The following is a 20,043-nucleotide window of genomic DNA, read 5'->3' as shown; positions in this document are numbered from 1 at the left end:
CCGCACCGGGCGCTCAGGCGCCCGGTGCGCTCGCGAGGAAGGCCAGGAGGTCCTGGCGGGTGATGAGACCGGCCGGCTTGCCGTCGACGAGCACCACCGCGGCACCGGCCTTCTCCAGTACCCCGACGGCCTTGCTCACGGGCTCCCCAGAACCGATCATCGGCAGCGAAGGCGACATGTGCCCGGCGATCTGCTCGTCCAGGCGCGCCCGGCCGTGAACGAGGGCGTCCAGCAGGTCCCGCTCGACGATGGAGCCGACCACCTCGGCGGCCATGACCGGCGGCTCCTCCTTCATCACCGGGAGCTGCGACACGTTGTACTCGCGCATGATCGAGATCGCCGTCTCGACCGCCTCGTCGGGATGAACGTGCACGAACTCCGGCATCCCCGGGCTCTTGCGGGCCAGCACCTCACCGACGTTCGCCTCCTCGGACGGAGTGGCCAGGAAGCCGTAGTCGGCCATCCACTCGTCGTTGAAGATCTTCGAGAGGTAACCACGGCCGCCGTCGGGCAGCAGCACAACGATGACGTCGTCGGGCGCGGCCGTCTCGGCGACCCGCAGCGCGGCCACGACCGCCAGACCGCAGGAACCGCCGACGAGCAACGCCTCCTCGCGGGCCAGCCGCCGCGTCATGACGAACGAGTCGCGATCGCTGACCGCGATGACGCGGTCGCAGATGTCGCGGTCGTAGGTCTGCGGCCAGATGTCCTCGCCGACTCCCTCGACGAGGTACGGCCGGCCGGTGCCGCCGGAGTAGACCGATCCCTCGGGGTCGGCGCCGATGACCTGCACCCGGCCACCGGAGATCTCCTTGAGGTAGCGCCCGGCGCCGGAGATGGTGCCGCCGGTGCCGATACCCGCGACGAAATGCGTGATGCGGCCCTCGGTCTGCTCCCAGATCTCCGGGCCGGTGCTCTCATAGTGCGACTGCGGGTTGCCCGGGTTGACGTACTGGTCGGGTTTCCACGCATCCGTGATCTCCTTGGCCAGCCGGTCCGAGACCGCGTAGTAGGAGTCGGGATGGTCGGGCGCCACCGCCGTCGGGCAGACGACCACCTCGGCGCCGTACGCCCTCAGCACGTTGATCTTGTCGCCGGCCACCTTGTCCGGACAGACGAAGACACACCGATAGCCGCGCTCCTGCGCGACGATCGCCAGGCCCACCCCGGTGTTGCCGGAGGTCGGCTCGACGATCGTGCCGCCCGGACGGAGCGCGCCGGAGGCCTCTGCGGCGTCGATCATGCGCACCGCGATGCGGTCCTTCACCGACCCGCCGGGGTTGAAGTATTCGATCTTGGCCAGCACCTGGGGCGCCGGACCCGTGGTCACTTTGCGTAGCCGGACGAGCGGAGTGTTCCCGATCAACTCGACCAGCGAATCGTGTACTTGCACAGCGACGTCCTTGTCAGCCTTTGCCGTGGTTAAATCCGCGTTGCCAACAACTCGGCCGCGTACGGATTCGGATGCTTCCCATCGTATTTCCGGAGCCTGGGGACCAGAACTCCAGCTCGGAAGCGTGGCCCTCCGTCCAGTCGAACATCCGCGTGATATCGTCCCGATCCCGGCTGCGATGGCCAGGCCACCCGGTAAGTATCACCGTCCGCCGACGGTGGTCCACTATGGGGGCACGGGGGCCGCGGTGACGGGACGTGACCCTGTGAGCGCCGGTACGTTCATGGCGCCGAGGACACTGCGGGGAGTGAGCGGCCGGTGATGACAAGTTGATAAGGGCGCTGACGGCACGGCGCATCGCGACCGCCGCGGCCTACGGAGGCGGCGGGATCACCGCGCTCGGCGGATTGACGTTCGGGCTGCTGGTCGTAGAGGCGAAGCTGGCCAAGAGGATCATCCAGGCGACCCCGAACGGAGACCCGCCGGCCGCCGACCGCGTCTACGGCCCGTCGCTGCCCGGCCGGCCGATCTCGTTCGTCATGATGGGCGACTCCACCGCCGCCGGCATCGGCGTGCTCGACCCGGGCGAGACTCCGGCGGCGCTGCTGGCCACCGGGCTGTCGGCGATCGCCGCCCGGCCCGTACGGCTGACGACGGTCGCCAGGTCCGGCTCGCGGTCCGAGGTGCTGCCCGACCAGGTCACCGAAGCGCTGCGGGCCGGTCCCGACATCGTCGTGATCATGATCGGGGCCAACGACGTCACCGCCCGCGTGTCACCCGCCGACTCCGTACGTCATCTGGACGACGCGGTGCGGCGGCTGCGCGACATCGGCAGCGAGGTGGTCGTCGGCACCTGCCCCGACCTGGGCTCGGTCAAGCCGGTGATGCAGCCGCTGCGCTGGGTGGCGCAGCGCGCCAGCAGGCAGCTCGCGGCCGCGCAGACCATCGCCGTCGTCGAGCGCGGCGGCCGGTCGGTCTCGCTGGGCGACCTGCTGGGCGGCGAGTTCGCGGCCGAACCGCACGAGATGTTCAGCGCCGACCGCTACCACCCGTCCGCCAGGGGCTATGCCGCGGCCGCCGCGGCGCTGCTGCCGTCCATGGCGGCCGCTCTCGAACTGGAGCCGGAGGAGGCTCTCGAACAGGCCCGGCCCGCCGCCCGGCGCGGCGAAGGGGTCCTGCCCGTCTACCTCGCGGCCGCGGAGGCCGCCGAGGAGCCGGGCACAGAGGTGTCCGCCACTCGCGTCGCAGGCCGCGAGCTCGGCCCGAGGGGCCGCTGGGCCACCCTGCTGCGACGTCGTCAGCTGACCCAGAAGACCGGCCCGGGCGACCCCGCCCCGGCGACTCCCGGAGCCACTTGACCGAGCGGTCGGCCATGCGCATGGTGAGCATGGTCACCCCGGCATGTACGAGAGCCGGGGCACCGGTTAGGTTGCAGGTGTACCCGCGGGTAACCCAGCTGAGACACCCGTGGTAACAGCCGAGACAGGAGACCACCATGGCCGAGGCCGTCATTGTCGCCACCGCCCGATCACCCATCGGACGCGCCTTCAAGGGATCGCTGAAGGACCTGCGCCCCGACGACATCACCGTCCAGATGGTCCGGGCCGCGCTGGCCAAGGTCCCGCAGCTCGACCCGGCCGACATCGACGACCTGCTGCTCGGCTGCGGCCTCCCGGGGGGCGAACAGGGCTTCAACATGGCCAGGGTGGTGGCCGTGCTCCTCGGCTACGACAACGTGCCCGGCGCCACGGTCACCCGCTACTGCTCCTCGTCGCTGCAGACCACCCGGATGGCCTTTCACGCGATCAAGGCGGGAGAGGCCGATGTCATCATCTCCGCCGGGGTCGAGATGGTGAGCCGTTTCGTCAAGGGCAGCAGTGACTCCGGGCAGGACACCCAGAACCCGCTCTTCTCGGACTCGATCACGCGTACGGCCAAGTCGGCGGAGGGCGGCGCGGGCGTCTGGCACGACCCGCGGGAGGACGGCGAGGTCCCGGACGTCTACATCGCGATGGGCCAGACCGCTGAGAACGTCGCGGCGCTGCACGATGTGACCCGGCAGGCGCAGGACGAGTTCGGCGTACGGTCGCAGAACCTGGCCGAGAAGGCCCTGGCCAACGGGTTCTGGGAGCGGGACATCACGCCGGTCGAGCTGCCGGACGGATCGACCGTCAGCAGGGACGACGGGCCCCGGGCTGGCACGACGCTGGAGAAGGTCGCCGAGCTGAAGCCGGTGTTCCGCCCGGACGGCACCGTGACCGCCGGCAACTGCTGCCCGCTCAACGACGGGGCGGCGGCGCTCGTGATCATGAGCGACACCAAGGCCGCCGAGCTGGGCGTCACGCCGCTGGCCCGGGTGGTCTCCACCGGCGTGTCCGCGCTGTCACCGGAGATCATGGGGCTGGGCCCGGTGGAGGCGTCGCGCAAGGCGCTCGCCAAGGCGGGCATGACCGTGGGCGACATCGACCTCGTCGAGATCAATGAGGCCTTCGCCGCTCAGGTCCTGCCATCGGCGGACCAGCTGGGCATCGACATCGACCGGCTGAACGTCAACGGCGGCGCCATCGCGGTCGGTCACCCGTTCGGCATGACCGGGGCGCGCATCTCCACGACGCTGATCAACAGCCTGCGGTTCCACGACAAGCAGTTCGGCCTCGAGACCATGTGCGTGGGCGGCGGTCAGGGCATGGCGATGGTGCTGGAACGTCTCAGCTGACCCGCTGATGGACCTCTCCGTGACGTCGAGCGGCCGGGCCGGAGGACGTGCCCGGTCATAGATGATCTACTCAACGTGACAGAGAGGTCCCCCCTGGGGTCTTGTCTGAACGGGAGTCCTGTTGCAGAGTCAGCAGAAAGGTACAGCGACCTGGAGGTGCCGATGTCTTTGAACCACTCACCGGAGACGCACAGGAACCTGATCGAACGCATCCCAACAGTCACAGGACGTGACATCACCGAGTGGTTCACCGCCATCGAGAACGGTCCCGCCTTCCTCCGCTGCGACGAGCGGTCGAACTGGCTCGCCGATGAGCACGGCATCTCCCACGGCTACGCGACGGCCCTGGTGCGCGAGCACGAGCGCACACGCCGTCAGCGCCACTACTGACTTCGCTCACGGCCACCGAACGTCAAGACGCCCTGCACCCGCCGCAGCGGGCACAGGGCGTCTTCGTATGTGAGTCCTCGGGGCTGCGGCCTCGTGGTGCGGGTCAGTCCCTGCCGGAGAAGTACGACAGGAAACGCAGCATCTCGAGGTAGATCCACACCAGGCTGAGCGTGATCCCGAACGCGCAGTACCAGGCGAACTTCTCCGGCGCGCCGGCGGCCGCACCGCGTTCCACGTCGGCGAAGTCGAGCAACAGGAAGAAGCAGCCGACGAGGATCGCCACGACGCTGAAGACGTAGGCGATGGGGTTCCCCGGGTCCCGGATGCCGATGCCCTCATCGGCGCCGAAGAGCTGGAACACGATGTTCACCAGCATCAGACCGACGAGCGCGAGGCCGGCCGCGATGACGTACCGGGTGAACTTGGGCGTCACCCTGATGATCTTGAAGGCGTGCACGGCGAGCATGGCCCCGAAGGCCAGCGCGGTGCCGATGACCGCCTGGAAGACCACGCCGTTGTAGAGATCGTTGTAGGCATGGCTGACGATCCCGACCGACACGCCGTAGGCGGCCGCGAAGCCCAGCGCCAGCGGGGCGTTGGCCTTGTTGCCGAACATCATGATCAGCGCGAGGACGATGCCCACGACGAGTGAGATGATGGCGACGATCGGCGGCGGGTTGAGCGCCCACGCCAACGCACCGGCGGCCACCAGTGTGCCGAGCATGAGGAAACCGCGGACGACGACGTCGTCGACGGTCATCGGCCGGGTGGTCGGCGGCGCGTACGACGGCGCGTTGTACATGTCCTGCAGCTGCTGCGGGCTCGGGGCCGGTCCGCGCCCCTGCTGCCCGAACCCACCACGCCCGGAGAAGGCGGGGTTCCTGCTCTCCATCACTGCCTCCACGCTTCATGGCTCTCTGACCAGTCTAGACGTCTGACCGGCCCCTTTCGTTCCCCGTCGCGTGACGGCTATGCATCGAATTGGCGTGCCCCCGGTCGGACTCGAACCGACACCTTTGGCCCTTTTAGGGGGCCTGCCTCTGCCGTTGGGCTACGGGGGCGCCGCAATCATACCGTTGACACACGAATAGCAAGGCCTCAGGAAAACGAACAGGATTCCATTCTGTATTGGCCGAGCATGGCGGAAAAGGGCCGCCCAGACCAGACCGTTATTCGGTCGAATACTGCCGAAAACGGGCGAGTCGCCCTGCCAAAGCAGCAGGTGAGACCCATGATCACCTACTCTCGACCCTACCTCACCGGACAGCGCCGAACGATTTTTTACCAATGCCCGAAAATAATCTTACGAAAACCGAAACCCGGGTTTGGTAAACCCATGGGTCAACGGCTGTAGACGGCCCTGTCTTCCACCAACGTTTCACCGGCGCGGCCTTCGCGATCTCGGCGGATGGCGTAGACCTCATGGACGCCGATGCGCCCGCTCTCACACGCCAGTGCCGAGGCCGCCAGATACAGCAGCCACACCCGTGCCCTCCCCGGAGTGGCCAACACACCGCATTCCGCCCAGTGCCGCTGCAGGTTCGCCGCCCAGGCCCGCAGCGTCCGGGCGTGGTGCTCCCTGAGCGCGCTGATTCCGCGGATCTCCAGCCCGGCCTCTTCGAGCGCCGTCACGATCTCACCGAGCGGCCGCAGCTCGGCGTTCTCGGGGAACATGTAGCTGGTGGTGAAGGTGCGGCGAACCGGATGCGGGCCGGGCCGGCGCACCATCTGCTGTACGAGCAGCCGGCCGGCGGGCGCGAGGAGCTCGTAGAGCCGAGGCGCGATCTCTCCGGTGGCGAGCAGGTCGGCCTGCTCGGTGCCGCCCAGACCCACGATCGCGTCGTACTGCCCGTTCCCCACCGCGTGGTGGTCACCGACCCGGATGTCGACCCGGCCGGTCAGCCCGGCCTGCGACACCCGCTCCCTGAGGTGCTCCGCCTGCCGCTCAGACCGTGCGAGCGTGACGACCCGTGCACCGTGCTCCGCGGCCGCGTACAGGCTGAACGCGCCCCAGCCGCGACTCAGATCGAGCAGCCGCGCCCCGGGTGCCAGGCCCAGCCGCGCCGCGATCGCCTCGTGCGCGAGCGCCTGTGCCTGGTCGAGGTCCACGGCGTCGTCCCAGAGCGCACAGCCGCCGGCCATGGCGGGCCCCAGCATCCGCTCGAAGAAGGCCGGATCGACCGCCAGCGGGCCCTCGGCGGAGTGACCGCGGCGGCCCACGGGGAACTCCTCGGCCGGCGGCTTGGGCTCGGGCCCCACCGCCCCGAGCATCACGGCCGCACGCACGATCTCGCGCTTGTCGTCGCTGCTCAGCCGGATCGGCTGGTCGCCGATGCGCATGACCCGTTGTACGGCGCCGAGCGCTGCGAAGACGTCGCCCTCGATATCGAGATCACCCGAGATGTACGCCCGCACGAGCCCTATCTCGCCCGGCTTCCACAGCAGCCTCCGCAGGGCACGACGGTGCCGGATGACGAAGGCCGGGGCGCCGGCCGGGCCGATCACGCTGCCGTCCCAGGCACGCACCCGGATGGGCAACTCGCTGCCCGCCGCGTCCGGCGAGCCGAGCAGGATTCGGACCAGCAGTGGAGCGAGCCGAGAGGCCGCACCGTCCTGCATTCGGCCCCCTCCCTTCAGTGGCTAGTCCGGACGCCTCCCCGCCGCCAGCTCGAACTCCTGCCGAGGACGCTGCAGCGCGCCCAGCGACACGGTCTCTCGGCGGAACAGCAACGCGAGGGTCCAATCGGCGGCCACGCGCACCTTCCGGTTGAGCGTGGGCATCCGAGACAGATGGTAGGTGCGGTGGAGTAGCCAGGCGAGAAGGCCCCGGACCTTGACCCCATAGATCTGCGCCACACCCTGGTGCAGGCCCAGGCTGGCCACCGACCCCGCGTACGCGTGCTTGTACGGCGCCAGCGGCCTGCCGCGCAGGTCAGCGACGAGGTTGTCGGCCAAGCGCTTGGCCTGGCGAACGGCGTGCTGGGCGTTCGGCGCGCACAGCGATCCGGGTTTCGTGAGATCGGGCACAGCCGCGTTGTCGCCGGCGGCGAAGGCGCCGGTAAGGCCCTCGACGGTGAGCTCCGCGGTGGTCTTGACCCGGTCCTTCTCGTCCAGCGGCAGATCCGTCCCGCGCACGACGGGGTTCGGCTTGACGCCCGCCGTCCAGACGAGGGTTCCCGCGTCGAAGGAGTCACCGGAGCTCAGCACGATGTGCCTGTTCTCGGCGGATTTCAGCAGAGTCTCGAGCTTGACCTCGATGCCCCTCTTCCGCAGGGCCTCGACGGTCCATCTCCCCATGTCCTCGCCCACCTCGGGCAGGATGCGCCCGCTCGCTTCGACGAGGATCCAGCGCATCTCACCGGGGTCGATCGTCGGGTAGTACCTGCAGGCGTCCCGCGCCATGTCCTCGAGCTCGGCCAGCGCCTCGACCCCGGCGAAGCCCCCGCCGACGAAGACGAAGGTGAGCGCCTGCCGGCGCACCCGCTCGTCGTCGGTCGAGTCGGCGATGTCGAGCTGCCCCAGCACGTGATTGCGCAGGTAGATGGCCTCTTCGATGGTCTTGAAGCCGACTCCGTTCTCGGCCAGCCCCGGGATCGGCAGCGTGCTGGAGATCGACCCCGCGGCCATCACGAGCACGTCGTAGGAGAGCTCGCGGACCCCGCCCTCCCCGAGCAGCTCGGCGCCCACCACCTGGACCTTCGCCCGCCGCGCGGCGTGGTCGATCTCCACCACCCGGCCGTTGAGGATCCGGGCGCGGTTCAGTGCCCGTCGTAGCGGAGTGACGACATGCCGGGGCTCCAGGTTGCCCGCGGCGGCCTCGGGCAGAAAAGGCTGATACGTCATGTAGGACTGTGGATCCACGACGGTGATCTCGATCTCGGCCCGCTTGAGCCGGCGGCGCAACCTGCGCTGGAGACGACGGACGGTCTGCATGCCGACGGATCCGCCGCCGACGACCAGTATTCGTGTGGATGCATGAGCCATGTCCGAGCCGGTACCCGGCAGGCTCCCTCACAACCCCCGGAACCGCCGTCTCGAGGGCGCCCGGCGACACTGGGACAAATCAATTAAGAAAGCAGCCTTTTCCGCGAACCCATCCACGCGGTGGCGCATCACACCAGATGTGCGAATCCGCTGAGGTCAACGAGGACAGGGCGGATGAGCGCGCCGGGTTTCCGGACGGGTCGCGCGGGGCCGTCCGGGAGCTCGGCGGAAGACCTCCGCGAGGGGACCAGCGGGGGGCGGGGGCGCGGGACAGGGCCGGACGGGGGCGTCAAGCGGGGAGGGCCGCTTGGCCAGGCCCTGCCCCGCAGCCCGGCGGATCGGCCCGGCGGATCGACTCGACAGATCAGTTCGACAGGGAGCGATCACGCGCGCGGGTGAAGACCGCGTCGAGCATCGCCTCGGTCACCCGGCCGGTGAACGTGTTCTGCTGACTGGGGTGGTAGGAGCCGAGCAGGAGCGTGCCGCCCTTCGGAGAGGTCAGCTCCACTTCGGCGCCGTGGCCGAACATGGGGCGTGGCCGGGGCAGGTCGAACCCGGCCTCCTTCAGAGCGGGCCAGATCGCCTGCCACGCGAACCCGCCGAGTACGACGATCACCCGTACGCTGTCCGCCGTCTCGACGATCTCCCGGGCCAGCCAGGGGAGGCACGTGTTCCGTTCGGCCGGCGTGGGTTTGTTGTCCGGTGGCGCGCAGCGGACGGCCGCCAGCATGCGCGTGCCGATCAACCGCTGGTCGTCACCGGCGTGGGTGCTCGTGGGGCTCGCGGCCAGCCCGACCCGGTACAGGGACGCGAAGAGCCAGTCGCCGGATCGGTCGCCGGTGAAGATACGGCCGGTGCGGTTGCCGCCATGGGCCGCGGGCGCCAGCCCGACGATCAGTATGCGCGGGTCCTCGTCCCCCCATCCCGCGATCGGACGGCCCCAGTAGGTCTCGCCCGCGAAGGCCCTCCGGCGCTCGACGGCGACCTTCTCGCGCCACTCGACAAGACGCGGGCAGGCCCGGCAGACCGACTGGCGGGCGGTGAGCTCACCGAGCGATGGCGCCTCGGCGGCGAGGGACCGTACCTCGGCCGGGCCGTGCGCCACGGGCGTGCCGGCGACCGCAGGATCGTCCGGCCATCCCGTGCCGGGCGGCACATACGGCGCGTTGACGGGCTGCACGTTCGTCACGGAGGACCCTTCCTCGCCTTACCTCGATCACGGTGCCCGGTGATCGGCGACGCGGATGCGGGCCGGAGCGACCGCATGTCAACGATAAGGTCAGCCGCTCGTGCTCGGGCCGGGCGAAGCCGTCTCGCTGGGCGACGCGGTGCCGGAGGCAGGCGTGTTCGGGCGGGGTCCGCCGGACGGCAGGGGCTCTGTACGGCCGCCGGCCGGTACGCAGGAGGCGGCGGGCGTGGCCGTGGGGTCCGCTTCCGAGAGCGGGTCGTTCTCACCGAGGGGGCGCAGCGGCAGCGGGCAGGAGTTGGCCATCGGCGGGGGCCCGCCGCAGGGCCGCTTCAGCTCGAAACCATTCGTCTCGTACGGTATCTGCAACGGATACCCGTCCTGGTCGTACAGCAGGGCGCCGGTGAGCGGCCTGCCGTCCTTGGAGTATGGCTGGATGTTCGAGATCCCGCTCAGGCCGTCATCGCCTCCCATCTGGGTCAACACGACGCCGGGACCGTCCTGATGGCCGGGGGCCGGCCCGGAGAGGAACGGCCAGCTCAGCACTGCGCCGACCGCCAGCGCGTTCAAGACCCCCACACCGGCGCGGATGGGCTTCGACACGCCGCGATCCCGGGCACGAATCCCGAGGACCACGGAGCCTGCCGCCAGCGTCAACAAGATCACAAAGTCCGCCGGTTCCCACGGGTTGCGATGCCCCCCTGTGAGGGCACGCCAAAGCAGCAGCAGGACACCGGCGCGAGCGAGCCACCAGGCCGGCCTCAGCTCCCGCACATGGTTCCAGCCGGCGCGGTAGGCCTTGCCGTCCTCCACCAACCGCGTCAGGCGACGTCGCAGATGTCGCGGTGAGATCCAGGCCGGACCGCGCTGGGCACGGAGCGACCCGGCGCCGTAGGCGGCCCGCAGCTCCGCCGCGTACGACTCGGGCGGGCCGAGCCGGGTGACGAGCGGGTCCGTGGATTCGGCCGCCACCTCGGTCAGGTGCTCTTCCAGATCTTCGATAGTTCGTCGCGGTCCGGCTCCGGCACGCCGGCCAGAGCCTCTCGTACGGCCGCCGCGTAGTCCTCGATCTCTCGGGCTCGGCTGTTCATCGCTTCTTCACGTCGTCGAGCATGTCGTTCATGGTCTGAGCGAATGCGCCCCAGGTCCTGGCCGAACGCGCGAGCATGGTGCGGCCGGTGTCGTTGAGGCCGTAGTACTTGCGGTGCGGGCCCTCCTCCGAGGGCACGACGTACGAGTTCAGCGCCCCGGCCTTGAAGAGACGGCGCAGCGTGCCATAGACCGAGGCGTCGCCGACGTCGTCGAGACCGGCCTCTCGTAGCCGCCGTACGACGTCGTAGCCGTAGCTGTCGCTGCGGTCCAGGACCGCGAGTACCGCGAGGTCGAGCACTCCCTTGAGGAGCTGTGTCGTGTCCATGACAGGCACCTCTCCACCAGTTATGCAGTACACAGTACTACGCAAAGCGCGGTAGTGGTCAAGACGATATGTTTCCGGCGGAACTTGTACGTTCCCGGTGGCGTCGCCGGCGCTCTCCGCTACCGGGCTCCCGCATCCACTCGGCGTCTGCCGCGCCTGAGGCGATGGCGCAGCACGAGGGAGAGATAGGCGCCGAGCTCGATCGTGTAGCGGCGCCAGAGACGCCTCGGCTCCCGGTGGAGGCGGTAGAGCCAGCCGATCCGCAGCCTGAGGACCCAGGCCGGATACCACTCCCGGCGCTCGGCGAGGTGCTCGAAGTACGCGCCGCAGGTGATGATCACCGGCACGTCGAGCCGGCCGCGGTTCTCGGTGACGAAGATCTGCTGGAGCGGCGTTCCGAGCCCGACGTGCAGGATGTCCGGCTTGGCCTCGTTGATCTCCGCGATCAGCCGGTCCACGTCCGCCGCCGGGATCCGGCCGGACTCGTCCGCCCAGTGCCCGTGCTGGGTGCCGACGATCTGCAGCCCCGGGTACCACCCCACGAGGTTCGCCGCCGCCGCGTCGGCGACGCCGGGGGCGTTGCCGAACAGGAAGACCCGCCACCGCTCCTCAGCCGGAAGCCCGAAGAGATGGTCGGTGAGGTCGTCGTTGGCCATCCGGGCCGGCAGCGGCGTGCCGAAGATCTTGGCGGCCAGCACGACGCCCCAGCCATCGGCGAGGTTGAGGTCGAAGCCGTTCATCAGCTCCCGCAGCCGGGGGTCGTGCTGCGCGGCCATCACGTAGTTGGGATTGGCGAAGGTGATGGTCAACTGCCGGCGTCCGAGCACCGCGTCCTCGAGGAAACGGCGCAGCAGGGGAACATCGGCCCTGCTGACTCCCACCCCGAGCACGTCCACGGTCTCGTGCGGCCAGCCGTTCTCCATATGACCCCTGACCCTCGCTCTGCGTACGCCGTCGGCCCGAGGGAGCCTATCGAGAGGCGGCGCCCCCGTTGGCCTCGATGCGCGAACTCGTCGGCGGCGCCGGCGGGGTCAGGCCAGTGACCAGGCGATCCCGTCGAGGATGTCGTGCTCGCTGACGACCACCGCACCGAAGCCGTACTCCCGCATGATCCGGTCGAGGATCAGCGCGCCGGCGCCGATCACGTCGACCCGGCCGGGATGCATGACGCCGATGGCGGCGCGCTCGTCATGGGTCGAGTGCAGCAGCCTGCGGGTGACCTCGTGCACCTGTGCCGCGGTGATGCGGGACAGATGGATGCGCGCGGGATCGTATTCGGGCAGGTTGAGCGCGATGCCGGCCACCGTGGTCACCGAGCCGGCCAGTCCCACGAGGGTGCGGGCCTGATCGACCGGTACGGCCTCGCGTACGGCGGCGAGCTGCGCGTCGATATCGGCCACCGCGTCGGCGATCTGCTCGGGAGTGGGAGGGTCGTGCGGGCCGATGGCGGCGGGAGCCGTACCGAGCCGCTGGGCGTCTCCGTCGCGCAGATGCCGCTCGGTCATCCGCACGCAGCCGATGTCGATCGACCGGGCCGCCTCGACCGAGGAGGTGCCCAGCACGAACTCGGTGGATCCGCCGCCGATGTCGACGACGAGGTACGGGCGTGGCGGGCGCAGCTCGACCAGGTCGCGGGTGGCGCCGACGAACGACAGCTGCGCCTCCTCGTCGCCGCTGATCACCTCGGGCACGACGCCGAAGATGTCGACGACCCCGCTGACGAAGTCGGCCCGGTTCCGGGCGTCACGGGTGGCGCTGGTGGCCACGACCCGGACCTTCTCGGTGTCGTGTACGTCGATCAGCTTGGCGTAGCCGCGCATGGCCGCGAAGGTGCGCTCGAGCGCCTCGGGCGTGAGCATTCCGGTCTGGTCGACGCCCTGGCCGAGGCGGACGATCTCCATCCGGCGCTCGATGTCGGCCAGCCGCCCGTCGGCGATGTCGGCGAGGAGCAGCCGCACCGAGTTGGTACCGCAATCGATCGCGGCGACCCGCGTCGCGTTCTCAGCCCGCTCTGTCGCATCGGTGCGCGCCACCGGCTCGATCACTGGGCCTCCCGGGGAGGATGGTTCTTGACAGCAGGCCTGACAGCTCGCAAAGCACGATCGTAGACGACGTCGACGCCCCCTGCGCATGGACCGTTCCGCCACCATTCGGCGAGTGCGTCGAGGGCTTCCCGGCCGAACGGGTTGCCGCCCGGCACCGCCAGTTCGTGCGCCACGAGCGCGTGCAGGCATTTCACCCGCTCCGGCATGCCGCCGGCGGACTGCGTGCCGGTGGCCAGCGGCTCGACGCCCTCGTCCCTGGCCGCCTCGTCGCGCCGGCGAAGGTAGTCCTCGTGCGCCGCGGCGTACTTCTCGGCCAGCGAAGGGTCGGTCGCCAGCCGCTCGGTCATCTCCCGCATGAGACCGCCGGCCTCGAGGGTTCCGATGGCCGAGGCGGCCTTCGGGCAGGTCAGATAGAACAGCGTCGGAAACGGCGTGCCGTCCGGCAGCCGCGGCGCGGTCTCGATCACGTCGGGCAGGCCGCATGGGCACCGATGGGCCACCGCGCGCACTCCTCGCGGTTCGCGGCCGAGCTGCTCCGCGACCGCCGCCACGTCGGTTTGTTCGATCAAGCCGGCTTCCTTTCCGCCCGCCGGTCAACTGCATCGGACGCCGTCAGGTTCCTGGCGCCCGATTCCTACCGCCGGTCCGCCGCCTCCACGGAGCGCCACAGCGTGGCGTACCACGGCGGTGTGCGCCCCGAAGCGGCCTGTGGGTCCTGTTTCCCGGTGGCGCCGTTGCCGTCGAGAACGACATAGCACTTCTCGCCCGGCATGCAGTAGTGCAGCCGCCGACGCGCCTCACGCTTAATGTACGACTCGTCGCCCAGCCGCTGCTTGCGAAGGGCCAGTTCTTCGACCTGCTGCTGCGCCACCCGCTCCTGGTGCCGCAACTCGGCGATCTCGCGTCGCTGCGCGACGTACTCCCTGACGGGGTAGGCGAGGCTCAGCGCGATCGCGCACATGACGATGGCCAGGATGGCCGCACGGCTGGTGAGATGGCTGCGGGCCGCAGCCCCGGCCGGCCGTTCATCGGCCGGCCGGGAGACCTTACCCTCCACACTGCCCGGCATCGCGTGCCGTCAGCCGTCCCAGTGGAAACGCGGGAACGCCGACGCACCCGCGTAACGGGCCGCGTCGTCGAGGAGCTCTTCGATGCGCAGCAGCTGGTTGTACTTGGCCACTCGGTCGCTGCGAGCGGGCGCACCCGTCTTGATCTGACCGCAGTTGGTGGCCACGGCCAGGTCCGCGATCGTGGTGTCCTCGGTCTCGCCCGACCGGTGGCTCATCATGCAGCGGTAACCGCTGCTCTGCGCCAGCGCCACCGCGTCGAGGGTCTCGGTGAGCGTGCCGATCTGGTTGACCTTGACCAGCAGGGCGTTGGCGGTGCCGGTGTCGATGCCGCGTCCCAGCCGCTCCGGGTTCGTGACGAACAGGTCGTCACCGACGATCTGCACACGGTCGCCGACGGCGTCGGTCATGGCCTTCCAGCCGTCCCAGTCCTCCTCGTCGAGCGGGTCCTCGATCGACACGATCGGGTAGGCGTCGACCCACTCGCGGTAGAGCGCGATCATCTCGTCGGAGGTGCGCTTACCGCCCTCGAACTCGTACGCTCCGTCGCTGTAGAACTCGGTGGCCGCCACATCGAGGGCGAGCGCGATGTCCCGGCCGGGGGTGTAACCGGCCTTCTTGATCGCCTCGATGATGAGGTCGAGCGCCTCACGGTTGCTCGGCAGGTTCGGCGCGAAACCGCCCTCGTCGCCGAGACCGGTGGACAGGCCTTTGGCCTTCAGCACGGACTTGAGCGCATGGTAGGTCTCAGTGCCCCACCTCAGCGCCTCCTTGAAGCTCGACGCCCCGATGGGGGCGATCATGAACTCCTGGATGTCGACGTTGCTGTCGGCGTGCGCGCCGCCGTTCAGGATGTTCATCATCGGCACCGGCAGCACGTGCGCGTTGGGGCCGCCGACGTAGCGGAACAGCGGTAGGCCGGCGGAGGCGGCGGCGGCCTTGGCGACCGCCAGGCTCACGCCGAGGATCGCGTTGGCGCCGAACCGCGACTTGTCCGGGGTACCGTCCAGGTCGATCATCAGCTGATCGATCAGCCGCTGGTCGTCGGCGTCATAACCCACGATCTTGGGCTCGATGTCGTCGACCACCGCGACGACGGCCTCCTCGACCCCCTTGCCCGCGTAGCGGTCACCGCCGTCACGCCGTTCGACGGCCTCGAACCGGCCCGTGGAGGCGCCGCTGGGAACCGCGGCCCGTGCCTCGGATCCGTCGTCGAGCAGGATCTCCACCTCGACGGTGGGATTGCCGCGGGAATCCAGGATCTCCCGGGCGAGTACGGTGTCGATCGACGACACGAGCGACTCCTTGTAATCAAAGCTGGGATATTTCGTCCCCCTGAGCGTAGTGCCGTGCGCCTCGAGTCGCCCAACTGGCACGCCGAAACCCCCCGGGCTGTGCGTTATCCAACCGTTCCCCCTTCGCGGCTTGACCGGAGTGGGTCGCCTATAGTGCACTAAGCTGGCCAAAACGACTTGATTAGTAGGGAAGACATTCCAATGAAACGCAGGATGAGATTGCGGTCGGCCGCCGCAGCCCTGGTCGTACTGACCGGTGCGGGAGCTCTCACCGCGTGCGGCGACGACTCGGGAGCCTCCGGCGGAGGCTCGACCGAGGTCAAGCTCGGCTACTTCCCCAACATCACCCACGCGACGGCGCTCGTGGGCATGCAGAAGGGCTACTTCACCAAGCAGCTCGGCAGCGGCGTCAAGCTCAAGACCGCCACGTTCAACGCCGGTCCCGCGGCGACCGAGGCGCTCTTCTCCGGTGCCATCGACGCGACCTACATCGGCCCGAGCCCGGCCATCAACGCGTGGGCGAAGTCGCACGGCAAGGCCGTGAAGATCGTTTCAGGAGCGGCCTCCGGCGGCGCCTCGCTCGTGGTCCAGCCGTCGATCAAGAGCGTCGCGGACCTCAGGGGCAAGACGATCGCCACTCCACAGCTCGGCAACACCCAGGACGTGGCGCTGCGCTACTACCTGAAGCAGCAGGGCCTGCGGACCGACAAGAACGGCGGCGGCGACGTCCACGTGCGGCCTCAGGACAACGCGGTCACCCTCCAGTCCTTCGCCCAGGGCGAGATCGACGGCGCGTGGGTGCCCGAGCCGCACGCTTCCCGGCTCGTCCTCGAGAACAAGGGCAGGCGGCTGCTGAACGAGAACGACCTGTGGCCCGGCAAGCGGTTCGTGGTGACGCACCTGATCGTGCGGACCGAGTTCCTCAAGAGTCACCCCGATCTGGTGAAGAAGCTGGTGGCGGGCTCGGTCGAGGCCAACGCGTACATCAACGCCGACCCGGCCGGCGCGAAGAGGGCGGCGAACGCCCAGCTCGCGGCGCTCAGCGGCAAGCCACTCAAAGATGACGTGCTGGAGTCGTCCTTCAAGGAGATGACCTTCACCGACGACCCGATCGCGTCGTCGCTGCGCGAAGGCGCCAAGCACGCCCAGGACATCGGGCTCCTCGACCCGGTCGACCTCAAGGGCATCTACGACCTGGGCCCCCTCAACGAGGTACTGAAGGCCGGGGGCAAGAGCCCCGTGAGCGACTCATGACGCACGCCACCAAGCCAGGCACCGGCCCTGGGACCGCCTCTGGCCGGACCGGGCACGCGGTCCGGCTCGGTGGCGTCTCCAAGGCGTTCGGCTCCGGCCCGACGGCGCTGCTCGCCCTCGACAACGTGTCGCTGGACGTGGCGCCGGGTGAGTTCGTCTGCCTGCTCGGCGCCTCGGGCTGCGGGAAGAGCACGCTGCTCAACCTGGTCGCCGACCTGGACAAGCCGAGCGCCGGGACGATCGACGTCGGCGGCGCCCGGGTGGCGCTGATGTTCCAGGAGCCGGCGCTGTTCCCGTGGCTGACCGTCACCGGCAACATCGAACTCGCCCTGCGCATGCGGGGCGTACCGCGGCAGGAGCGCCGGCGACGGGCGGGAGAACTGCTCGCCTCCGTGCACCTGAGCGGCTTCGAGAAACGGCGGCCGCACCAGCTGTCCGGTGGGATGCGCCAGCGGGTGGCGCTCGCCCGCGCCCTCGCGCTGACCGTGGACGACGCGGACGCCTCCCGGGGCACCGTGCTGCTCATGGACGAGCCGTTCGGCGCGCTCGACGCGATGACCCGGGATCTCCTGCACGACGAGATCGAGCGGATCTGGCGGGAGCGCAACCTCACCGTGTTGTTCGTCACGCACAACGTGCGCGAGGCGGTGCGCCTCGGCGACCGCGTCGTGCTGCTGTCCAGCCGCCCGGGTCAGGTGGTCGAGGAGTTCCCCGTCACCTTCCAGCGGCCTCGGCGGATCGACTCCCCGCAGGTGGCGACTCTGTCGGCCGCGATCACCGACCGCCTGCGTGAGGAGGTCAGCCGTCATGGGAACTGAGCTGGGCGAGACCATGAGCGGGCGAGAGGGGCGGGGCGAGCATGAACACTGAGTTGCGGATGCGTACGGCTGACGTTCCGCCGGCCGTGAACCGGGAGCTGGCGGGGCTGGACGCGCTGGAGCTGACGGTGCGCTCCCGCCGCAACCCGCTGGCCCGCCTCTGGTCGGCCGCCTGGCCGGTCCTCGCGGCGGTCGGGATCGCGCTGGCCGTCTGGCAGTTGGTCGTCCTGAGCGGGTGGAAGGAGTCGTGGGTCCTGCCGGGGCCCGCCGACGTGCTGCCCGAGCTCTGGAACTCGGTGACGAGCGGCTCGTTCTGGGGAGCCGTCGGCCTGACCATGCAGCGGGCCGTCATCGGTTTCGCCGCCTCGGTGCTGGTCGGCTCGGTCCTCGGGCTGGTGGTGTCGAGGTTCGGCGTCATGCGCCGGGCGTTCGGGTCACTGATCACCGGGCTGCAGACCATGCCGTCCATCGCGTGGTTCCCGCTGGCCATCCTGCTGTTCAAACTGAGCGAGAGCGCGATTCTGTTCGTGGTCGTGCTGGGGGCGGCGCCGTCCATCGCCAACGGTCTCATCGCCGGAGTCGACTACCTGCCGCCGATCCTGTTGCGTGCCGGGAAGGTCATGGGCCTTCGCGGGTTGTCGCAGTACTGGCATCTGATCCTGCCGGCGTCGCTGCCCGCCTTCGTGGCCGGCCTCAAGCAGGGCTGGGCCTTCGCCTGGCGCAGCCTGATGGCCGGTGAGCTGCTCGTGCAGATCGGCACCACGTCATCGGTGGGCCGCTTGCTGTCGGACTCCCGGGAGCTCAGCGACACCGCCGCGATGATCTCGGTCATGCTCGTGATCCTGATCATCGGCATCGTGATCGACCAGCTCTTCGGGCTCGCCGACCGCACTCTCCGCAACCGCTGGGGCCTCAACACCACAGACTGAGCAACGAGGGGCGCGGCAATTCAACACAGCGCGGAGCGAGCAATGAGCAGGGCCTAACGGGTGAACGGCGGCAGGGTCGTCGGGGGGTCGGGGTCCGGCCTGGGCTTGGTCTTGGGAGCGCCCTTGCTGACGTAGAGGCTGACCACGGTGCCGGGCTCGACGGCCGAGCGCGGGCCCGGCGCCATGTCGGCGATCGTGCCGGCCTTGTACTTCTTGGAGGTCACCGCCTCCGGGGCCATCCGGACCTGGAAGCCGGCCGCCTTCAGCTTGCTGATCGCCTCGTCCGGCTTGAGCCCGCGCACATCCGGAATCCGGACGGCGTCCTCACCGGAGCCTTTGCTGAAGTACTGCGACGGCGGCCGGTGGAACCGCCGGACCGGCCGGCCCGCCAGTGCGTTCGTCATGGTGTCGTGCCAGATCGGCGCCGGGATGGTCGCGCCGAAGACCGGCCCGTAGCAGCGGCCGTCCATGCAGAGGCCGTCCATCGGGTGGGCGTAGCCGCCGCGCGGGTCGCCGACCCAGACCGCAGCGGCCAGGTCCGGGGTGTAACCGGCGAACCAGGCGGCCGAGAAGTTGTCCACGGTCCCGGTCTTGCCGCCGGCCGGCCGGCCGATGCCCATGCCGCGTGCCGTGCCGTCGGTCAGGACGCCGCGCAGTACATGGTTGACGGCGTCGGCGACGCCTTGACGCATCGCTTGGCGGCACTTGGCGCTGGGCACCTCGAGCGCCCGCCCGGAGGCGTCCGTGATCCTCTTGATCGCCACCGGCTCGCAGTACCGGCCGCGCGCGCCGAAGGCCGCGTAGGCCGCCGCCATCCGCACCGGTGAGACCGTGTTGAAGCCGAGGGTGAACGAGGGGAACTGCTCGAGGGCGGCGCCGCTCGCCTGTCGCATGCCGAGCCGCTCGGCCATCTCTGCGGTGTCGCAGAGACCGACCTTCTTCTGCAGGGCGAGGAAGTACGTGTTCACCGAGTGGTGGGTGCCGGTCAGCAGCGAGAAGCTCCGGCCGCCTTCTCCGTCAGCGGAGTTGCGCAGCATCTTGGTGTCGCCGACCCGCTGGCCCTTGCAGTTGCGGTATCCCGTGGGCTGGAACCGGCGCGGCGCCATCAGCCGCTCGCCGAACGGCATGCCCTCATCGAGCGCCGCGGCGAGGGTGAACACCTTGAAGGTCGAGCCGGCCTGCATGCCGATGCTGGCGCCGTGCGAGGCGTCGGCGGCGAAGTTGATCCAGGTCTTGCCCCGCTCCTTGTCCGGCCCGAGCCGGCGGTCCACGGCCATGCCCTTGATCTCACCGGTGCCCGGCTGGATCAGTGCCTCGGCCGCCGCCTTGCCGGCCGAGTTCTTCATCGGGACCCGGCGGTCGAGCGCACGCTGCGCCGCGCGCTGTACCTTCCAGTCGAGCGTGGTCCGGATGGTGAGGCCGCCGCGCTGCAGCAGCTTGCGCCGATCCTCGACGGTCTGCCCGAACACCGGGTTCGCGAGCATCTCCCGCTGTACGTAGTCGCAGAAGAACGGCGCCTTGCTCGTCACGCACCCGTTCGGCGTGTGCT

The 20,043-nt window shown here is 69.7% G+C and carries 19 protein-coding genes and 1 tRNA gene; 6 read left to right on the top strand and 14 right to left on the bottom strand.

Going from position 1 to position 20,043, the window contains the following annotated elements:
• Window positions 1-13: 13 nt before the first annotated feature.
• On the bottom strand, window positions 14-1,393 hold the full coding sequence (locus HKK72_RS25055; RefSeq protein ID WP_187236873.1) for a cystathionine beta-synthase: 1,380 nt from the start codon (window positions 1,391-1,393) through the stop codon (window positions 14-16).
• Window positions 1,394-1,722: 329 nt separating this feature from the next.
• Between HKK72_RS25055 and HKK72_RS25050 the strand changes: the two genes are divergently transcribed.
• From HKK72_RS25050 to HKK72_RS25040, 3 genes are all read left to right on the top strand, one after another.
• Entirely contained in the window at window positions 1,723-2,751 is a 1,029-nt protein-coding gene (locus HKK72_RS25050; protein WP_187236872.1) for an SGNH/GDSL hydrolase family protein, read from the top strand.
• A 137-nt stretch (window positions 2,752-2,888) separates the two neighbouring features.
• Window positions 2,889-4,109 carry an acetyl-CoA C-acetyltransferase gene (locus HKK72_RS25045; RefSeq protein ID WP_187236871.1) on the top strand — a complete coding sequence of 407 codons (1,221 nt, stop codon included), beginning with the start codon at window positions 2,889-2,891 and terminating at the stop codon, window positions 4,107-4,109.
• 162 nt (window positions 4,110-4,271) lie between these two features.
• Window positions 4,272-4,499, top strand: a complete 228-nt coding sequence (locus HKK72_RS25040; RefSeq protein ID WP_187236870.1) for a DUF4287 domain-containing protein — start codon at window positions 4,272-4,274, stop codon at window positions 4,497-4,499.
• Window positions 4,500-4,602: 103 nt separating this feature from the next.
• Here HKK72_RS25040 and HKK72_RS25035 read toward each other — a convergent pair whose 3' ends face one another.
• The 12 genes from HKK72_RS25035 to eno form a co-directional block, all read right to left on the bottom strand.
• The gene (locus HKK72_RS25035; protein ID WP_187236869.1) at window positions 4,603-5,391 is read right to left on the bottom strand and encodes a Bax inhibitor-1/YccA family protein; all 789 of its coding nucleotides are present in this window, start codon (window positions 5,389-5,391) and stop codon (window positions 4,603-4,605) included.
• Between the two features lie 95 nt (window positions 5,392-5,486).
• Window positions 5,487-5,560, bottom strand: a tRNA-Leu gene (locus HKK72_RS25030).
• A gap of 280 nt (window positions 5,561-5,840) precedes the next feature.
• Window positions 5,841-7,118 (bottom strand): class I SAM-dependent methyltransferase, encoded by a 1,278-nt coding sequence (locus HKK72_RS25025; RefSeq protein ID WP_187236868.1) that lies wholly within the window; start codon window positions 7,116-7,118, stop codon window positions 5,841-5,843.
• Between the two features lie 21 nt (window positions 7,119-7,139).
• Entirely contained in the window at window positions 7,140-8,483 is a 1,344-nt protein-coding gene (locus tag HKK72_RS25020) for an NAD(P)/FAD-dependent oxidoreductase (RefSeq protein WP_187236867.1), read from the bottom strand.
• 364 nt (window positions 8,484-8,847) lie between these two features.
• Window positions 8,848-9,663 (bottom strand): uracil-DNA glycosylase, encoded by an 816-nt coding sequence (locus HKK72_RS25015; RefSeq protein ID WP_187236875.1) that lies wholly within the window; start codon window positions 9,661-9,663, stop codon window positions 8,848-8,850.
• 99 nt (window positions 9,664-9,762) lie between these two features.
• Window positions 9,763-10,641: a hypothetical protein gene (locus HKK72_RS25010; protein ID WP_187236866.1), complete on the bottom strand. Its 879-nt coding sequence runs from the start codon at window positions 10,639-10,641 to the stop codon at window positions 9,763-9,765.
• Window positions 10,642-10,756: 115 nt separating this feature from the next.
• Window positions 10,757-11,086, bottom strand: a complete 330-nt coding sequence (locus HKK72_RS25005; RefSeq protein ID WP_187236865.1) for a PadR family transcriptional regulator — start codon at window positions 11,084-11,086, stop codon at window positions 10,757-10,759.
• A gap of 119 nt (window positions 11,087-11,205) precedes the next feature.
• Window positions 11,206-12,009: a WecB/TagA/CpsF family glycosyltransferase gene (locus tag HKK72_RS25000; RefSeq protein ID WP_187236864.1), complete on the bottom strand. Its 804-nt coding sequence runs from the start codon at window positions 12,007-12,009 to the stop codon at window positions 11,206-11,208.
• Window positions 12,010-12,117: 108 nt separating this feature from the next.
• Window positions 12,118-13,131, bottom strand: coding sequence for a Ppx/GppA phosphatase family protein (locus HKK72_RS24995; RefSeq protein WP_315987436.1), 1,014 nt, complete (start codon window positions 13,129-13,131; stop codon window positions 12,118-12,120).
• Window positions 13,128-13,700 carry a DUF501 domain-containing protein gene (locus HKK72_RS24990; RefSeq protein ID WP_187236862.1) on the bottom strand — a complete coding sequence of 191 codons (573 nt, stop codon included), beginning with the start codon at window positions 13,698-13,700 and terminating at the stop codon, window positions 13,128-13,130. Before HKK72_RS24990 ends, HKK72_RS24995 begins: the two co-directional genes overlap by 4 nt.
• Before the next feature lie 65 nt (window positions 13,701-13,765).
• Entirely contained in the window at window positions 13,766-14,188 is a 423-nt protein-coding gene (locus tag HKK72_RS24985; protein WP_315987435.1) for a septum formation initiator family protein, read from the bottom strand.
• Window positions 14,189-14,209: 21 nt separating this feature from the next.
• Window positions 14,210-15,493 carry a phosphopyruvate hydratase gene (eno, locus tag HKK72_RS24980; RefSeq protein ID WP_187236860.1) on the bottom strand — a complete coding sequence of 428 codons (1,284 nt, stop codon included), beginning with the start codon at window positions 15,491-15,493 and terminating at the stop codon, window positions 14,210-14,212.
• Between the two features lie 213 nt (window positions 15,494-15,706).
• Between eno and HKK72_RS24975 the strand changes: the two genes are divergently transcribed.
• Genes HKK72_RS24975 through HKK72_RS24965 form a run of 3 tightly spaced genes read left to right on the top strand, consistent with a single transcriptional unit; the run spans window position 15,707 to window position 18,494 of the window.
• Window positions 15,707-16,747, top strand: coding sequence for an ABC transporter substrate-binding protein (locus HKK72_RS24975; RefSeq protein WP_261987158.1), 1,041 nt, complete (start codon window positions 15,707-15,709; stop codon window positions 16,745-16,747).
• Window positions 16,744-17,565, top strand: coding sequence for an ABC transporter ATP-binding protein (locus HKK72_RS24970; RefSeq protein ID WP_187236858.1), 822 nt, complete (start codon window positions 16,744-16,746; stop codon window positions 17,563-17,565). Before HKK72_RS24975 ends, HKK72_RS24970 begins: the two co-directional genes overlap by 4 nt.
• 41 nt (window positions 17,566-17,606) lie before the next feature.
• Entirely contained in the window at window positions 17,607-18,494 is an 888-nt protein-coding gene (locus tag HKK72_RS24965; RefSeq protein WP_261987157.1) for an ABC transporter permease, read from the top strand.
• Between the two features lie 53 nt (window positions 18,495-18,547).
• On the opposite strand, the gene HKK72_RS24960 is transcribed toward HKK72_RS24965, so the two are convergent.
• Window positions 18,548-20,043: penicillin-binding protein (locus HKK72_RS24960; RefSeq protein ID WP_187236857.1), on the bottom strand; the 1,496-nt coding region annotated here is incomplete at its 5' end.

The sequence above is a fragment of the Actinomadura sp. HBU206391 genome (assembly GCF_014323665.1).
Lineage (GTDB): Bacteria > Actinomycetota > Actinomycetes > Streptosporangiales > Streptosporangiaceae > Actinomadura_C.
The sequence above is the reverse complement of the archived record's forward strand: the minus strand, read 5'-3'. Positions and strand labels throughout refer to the sequence as shown.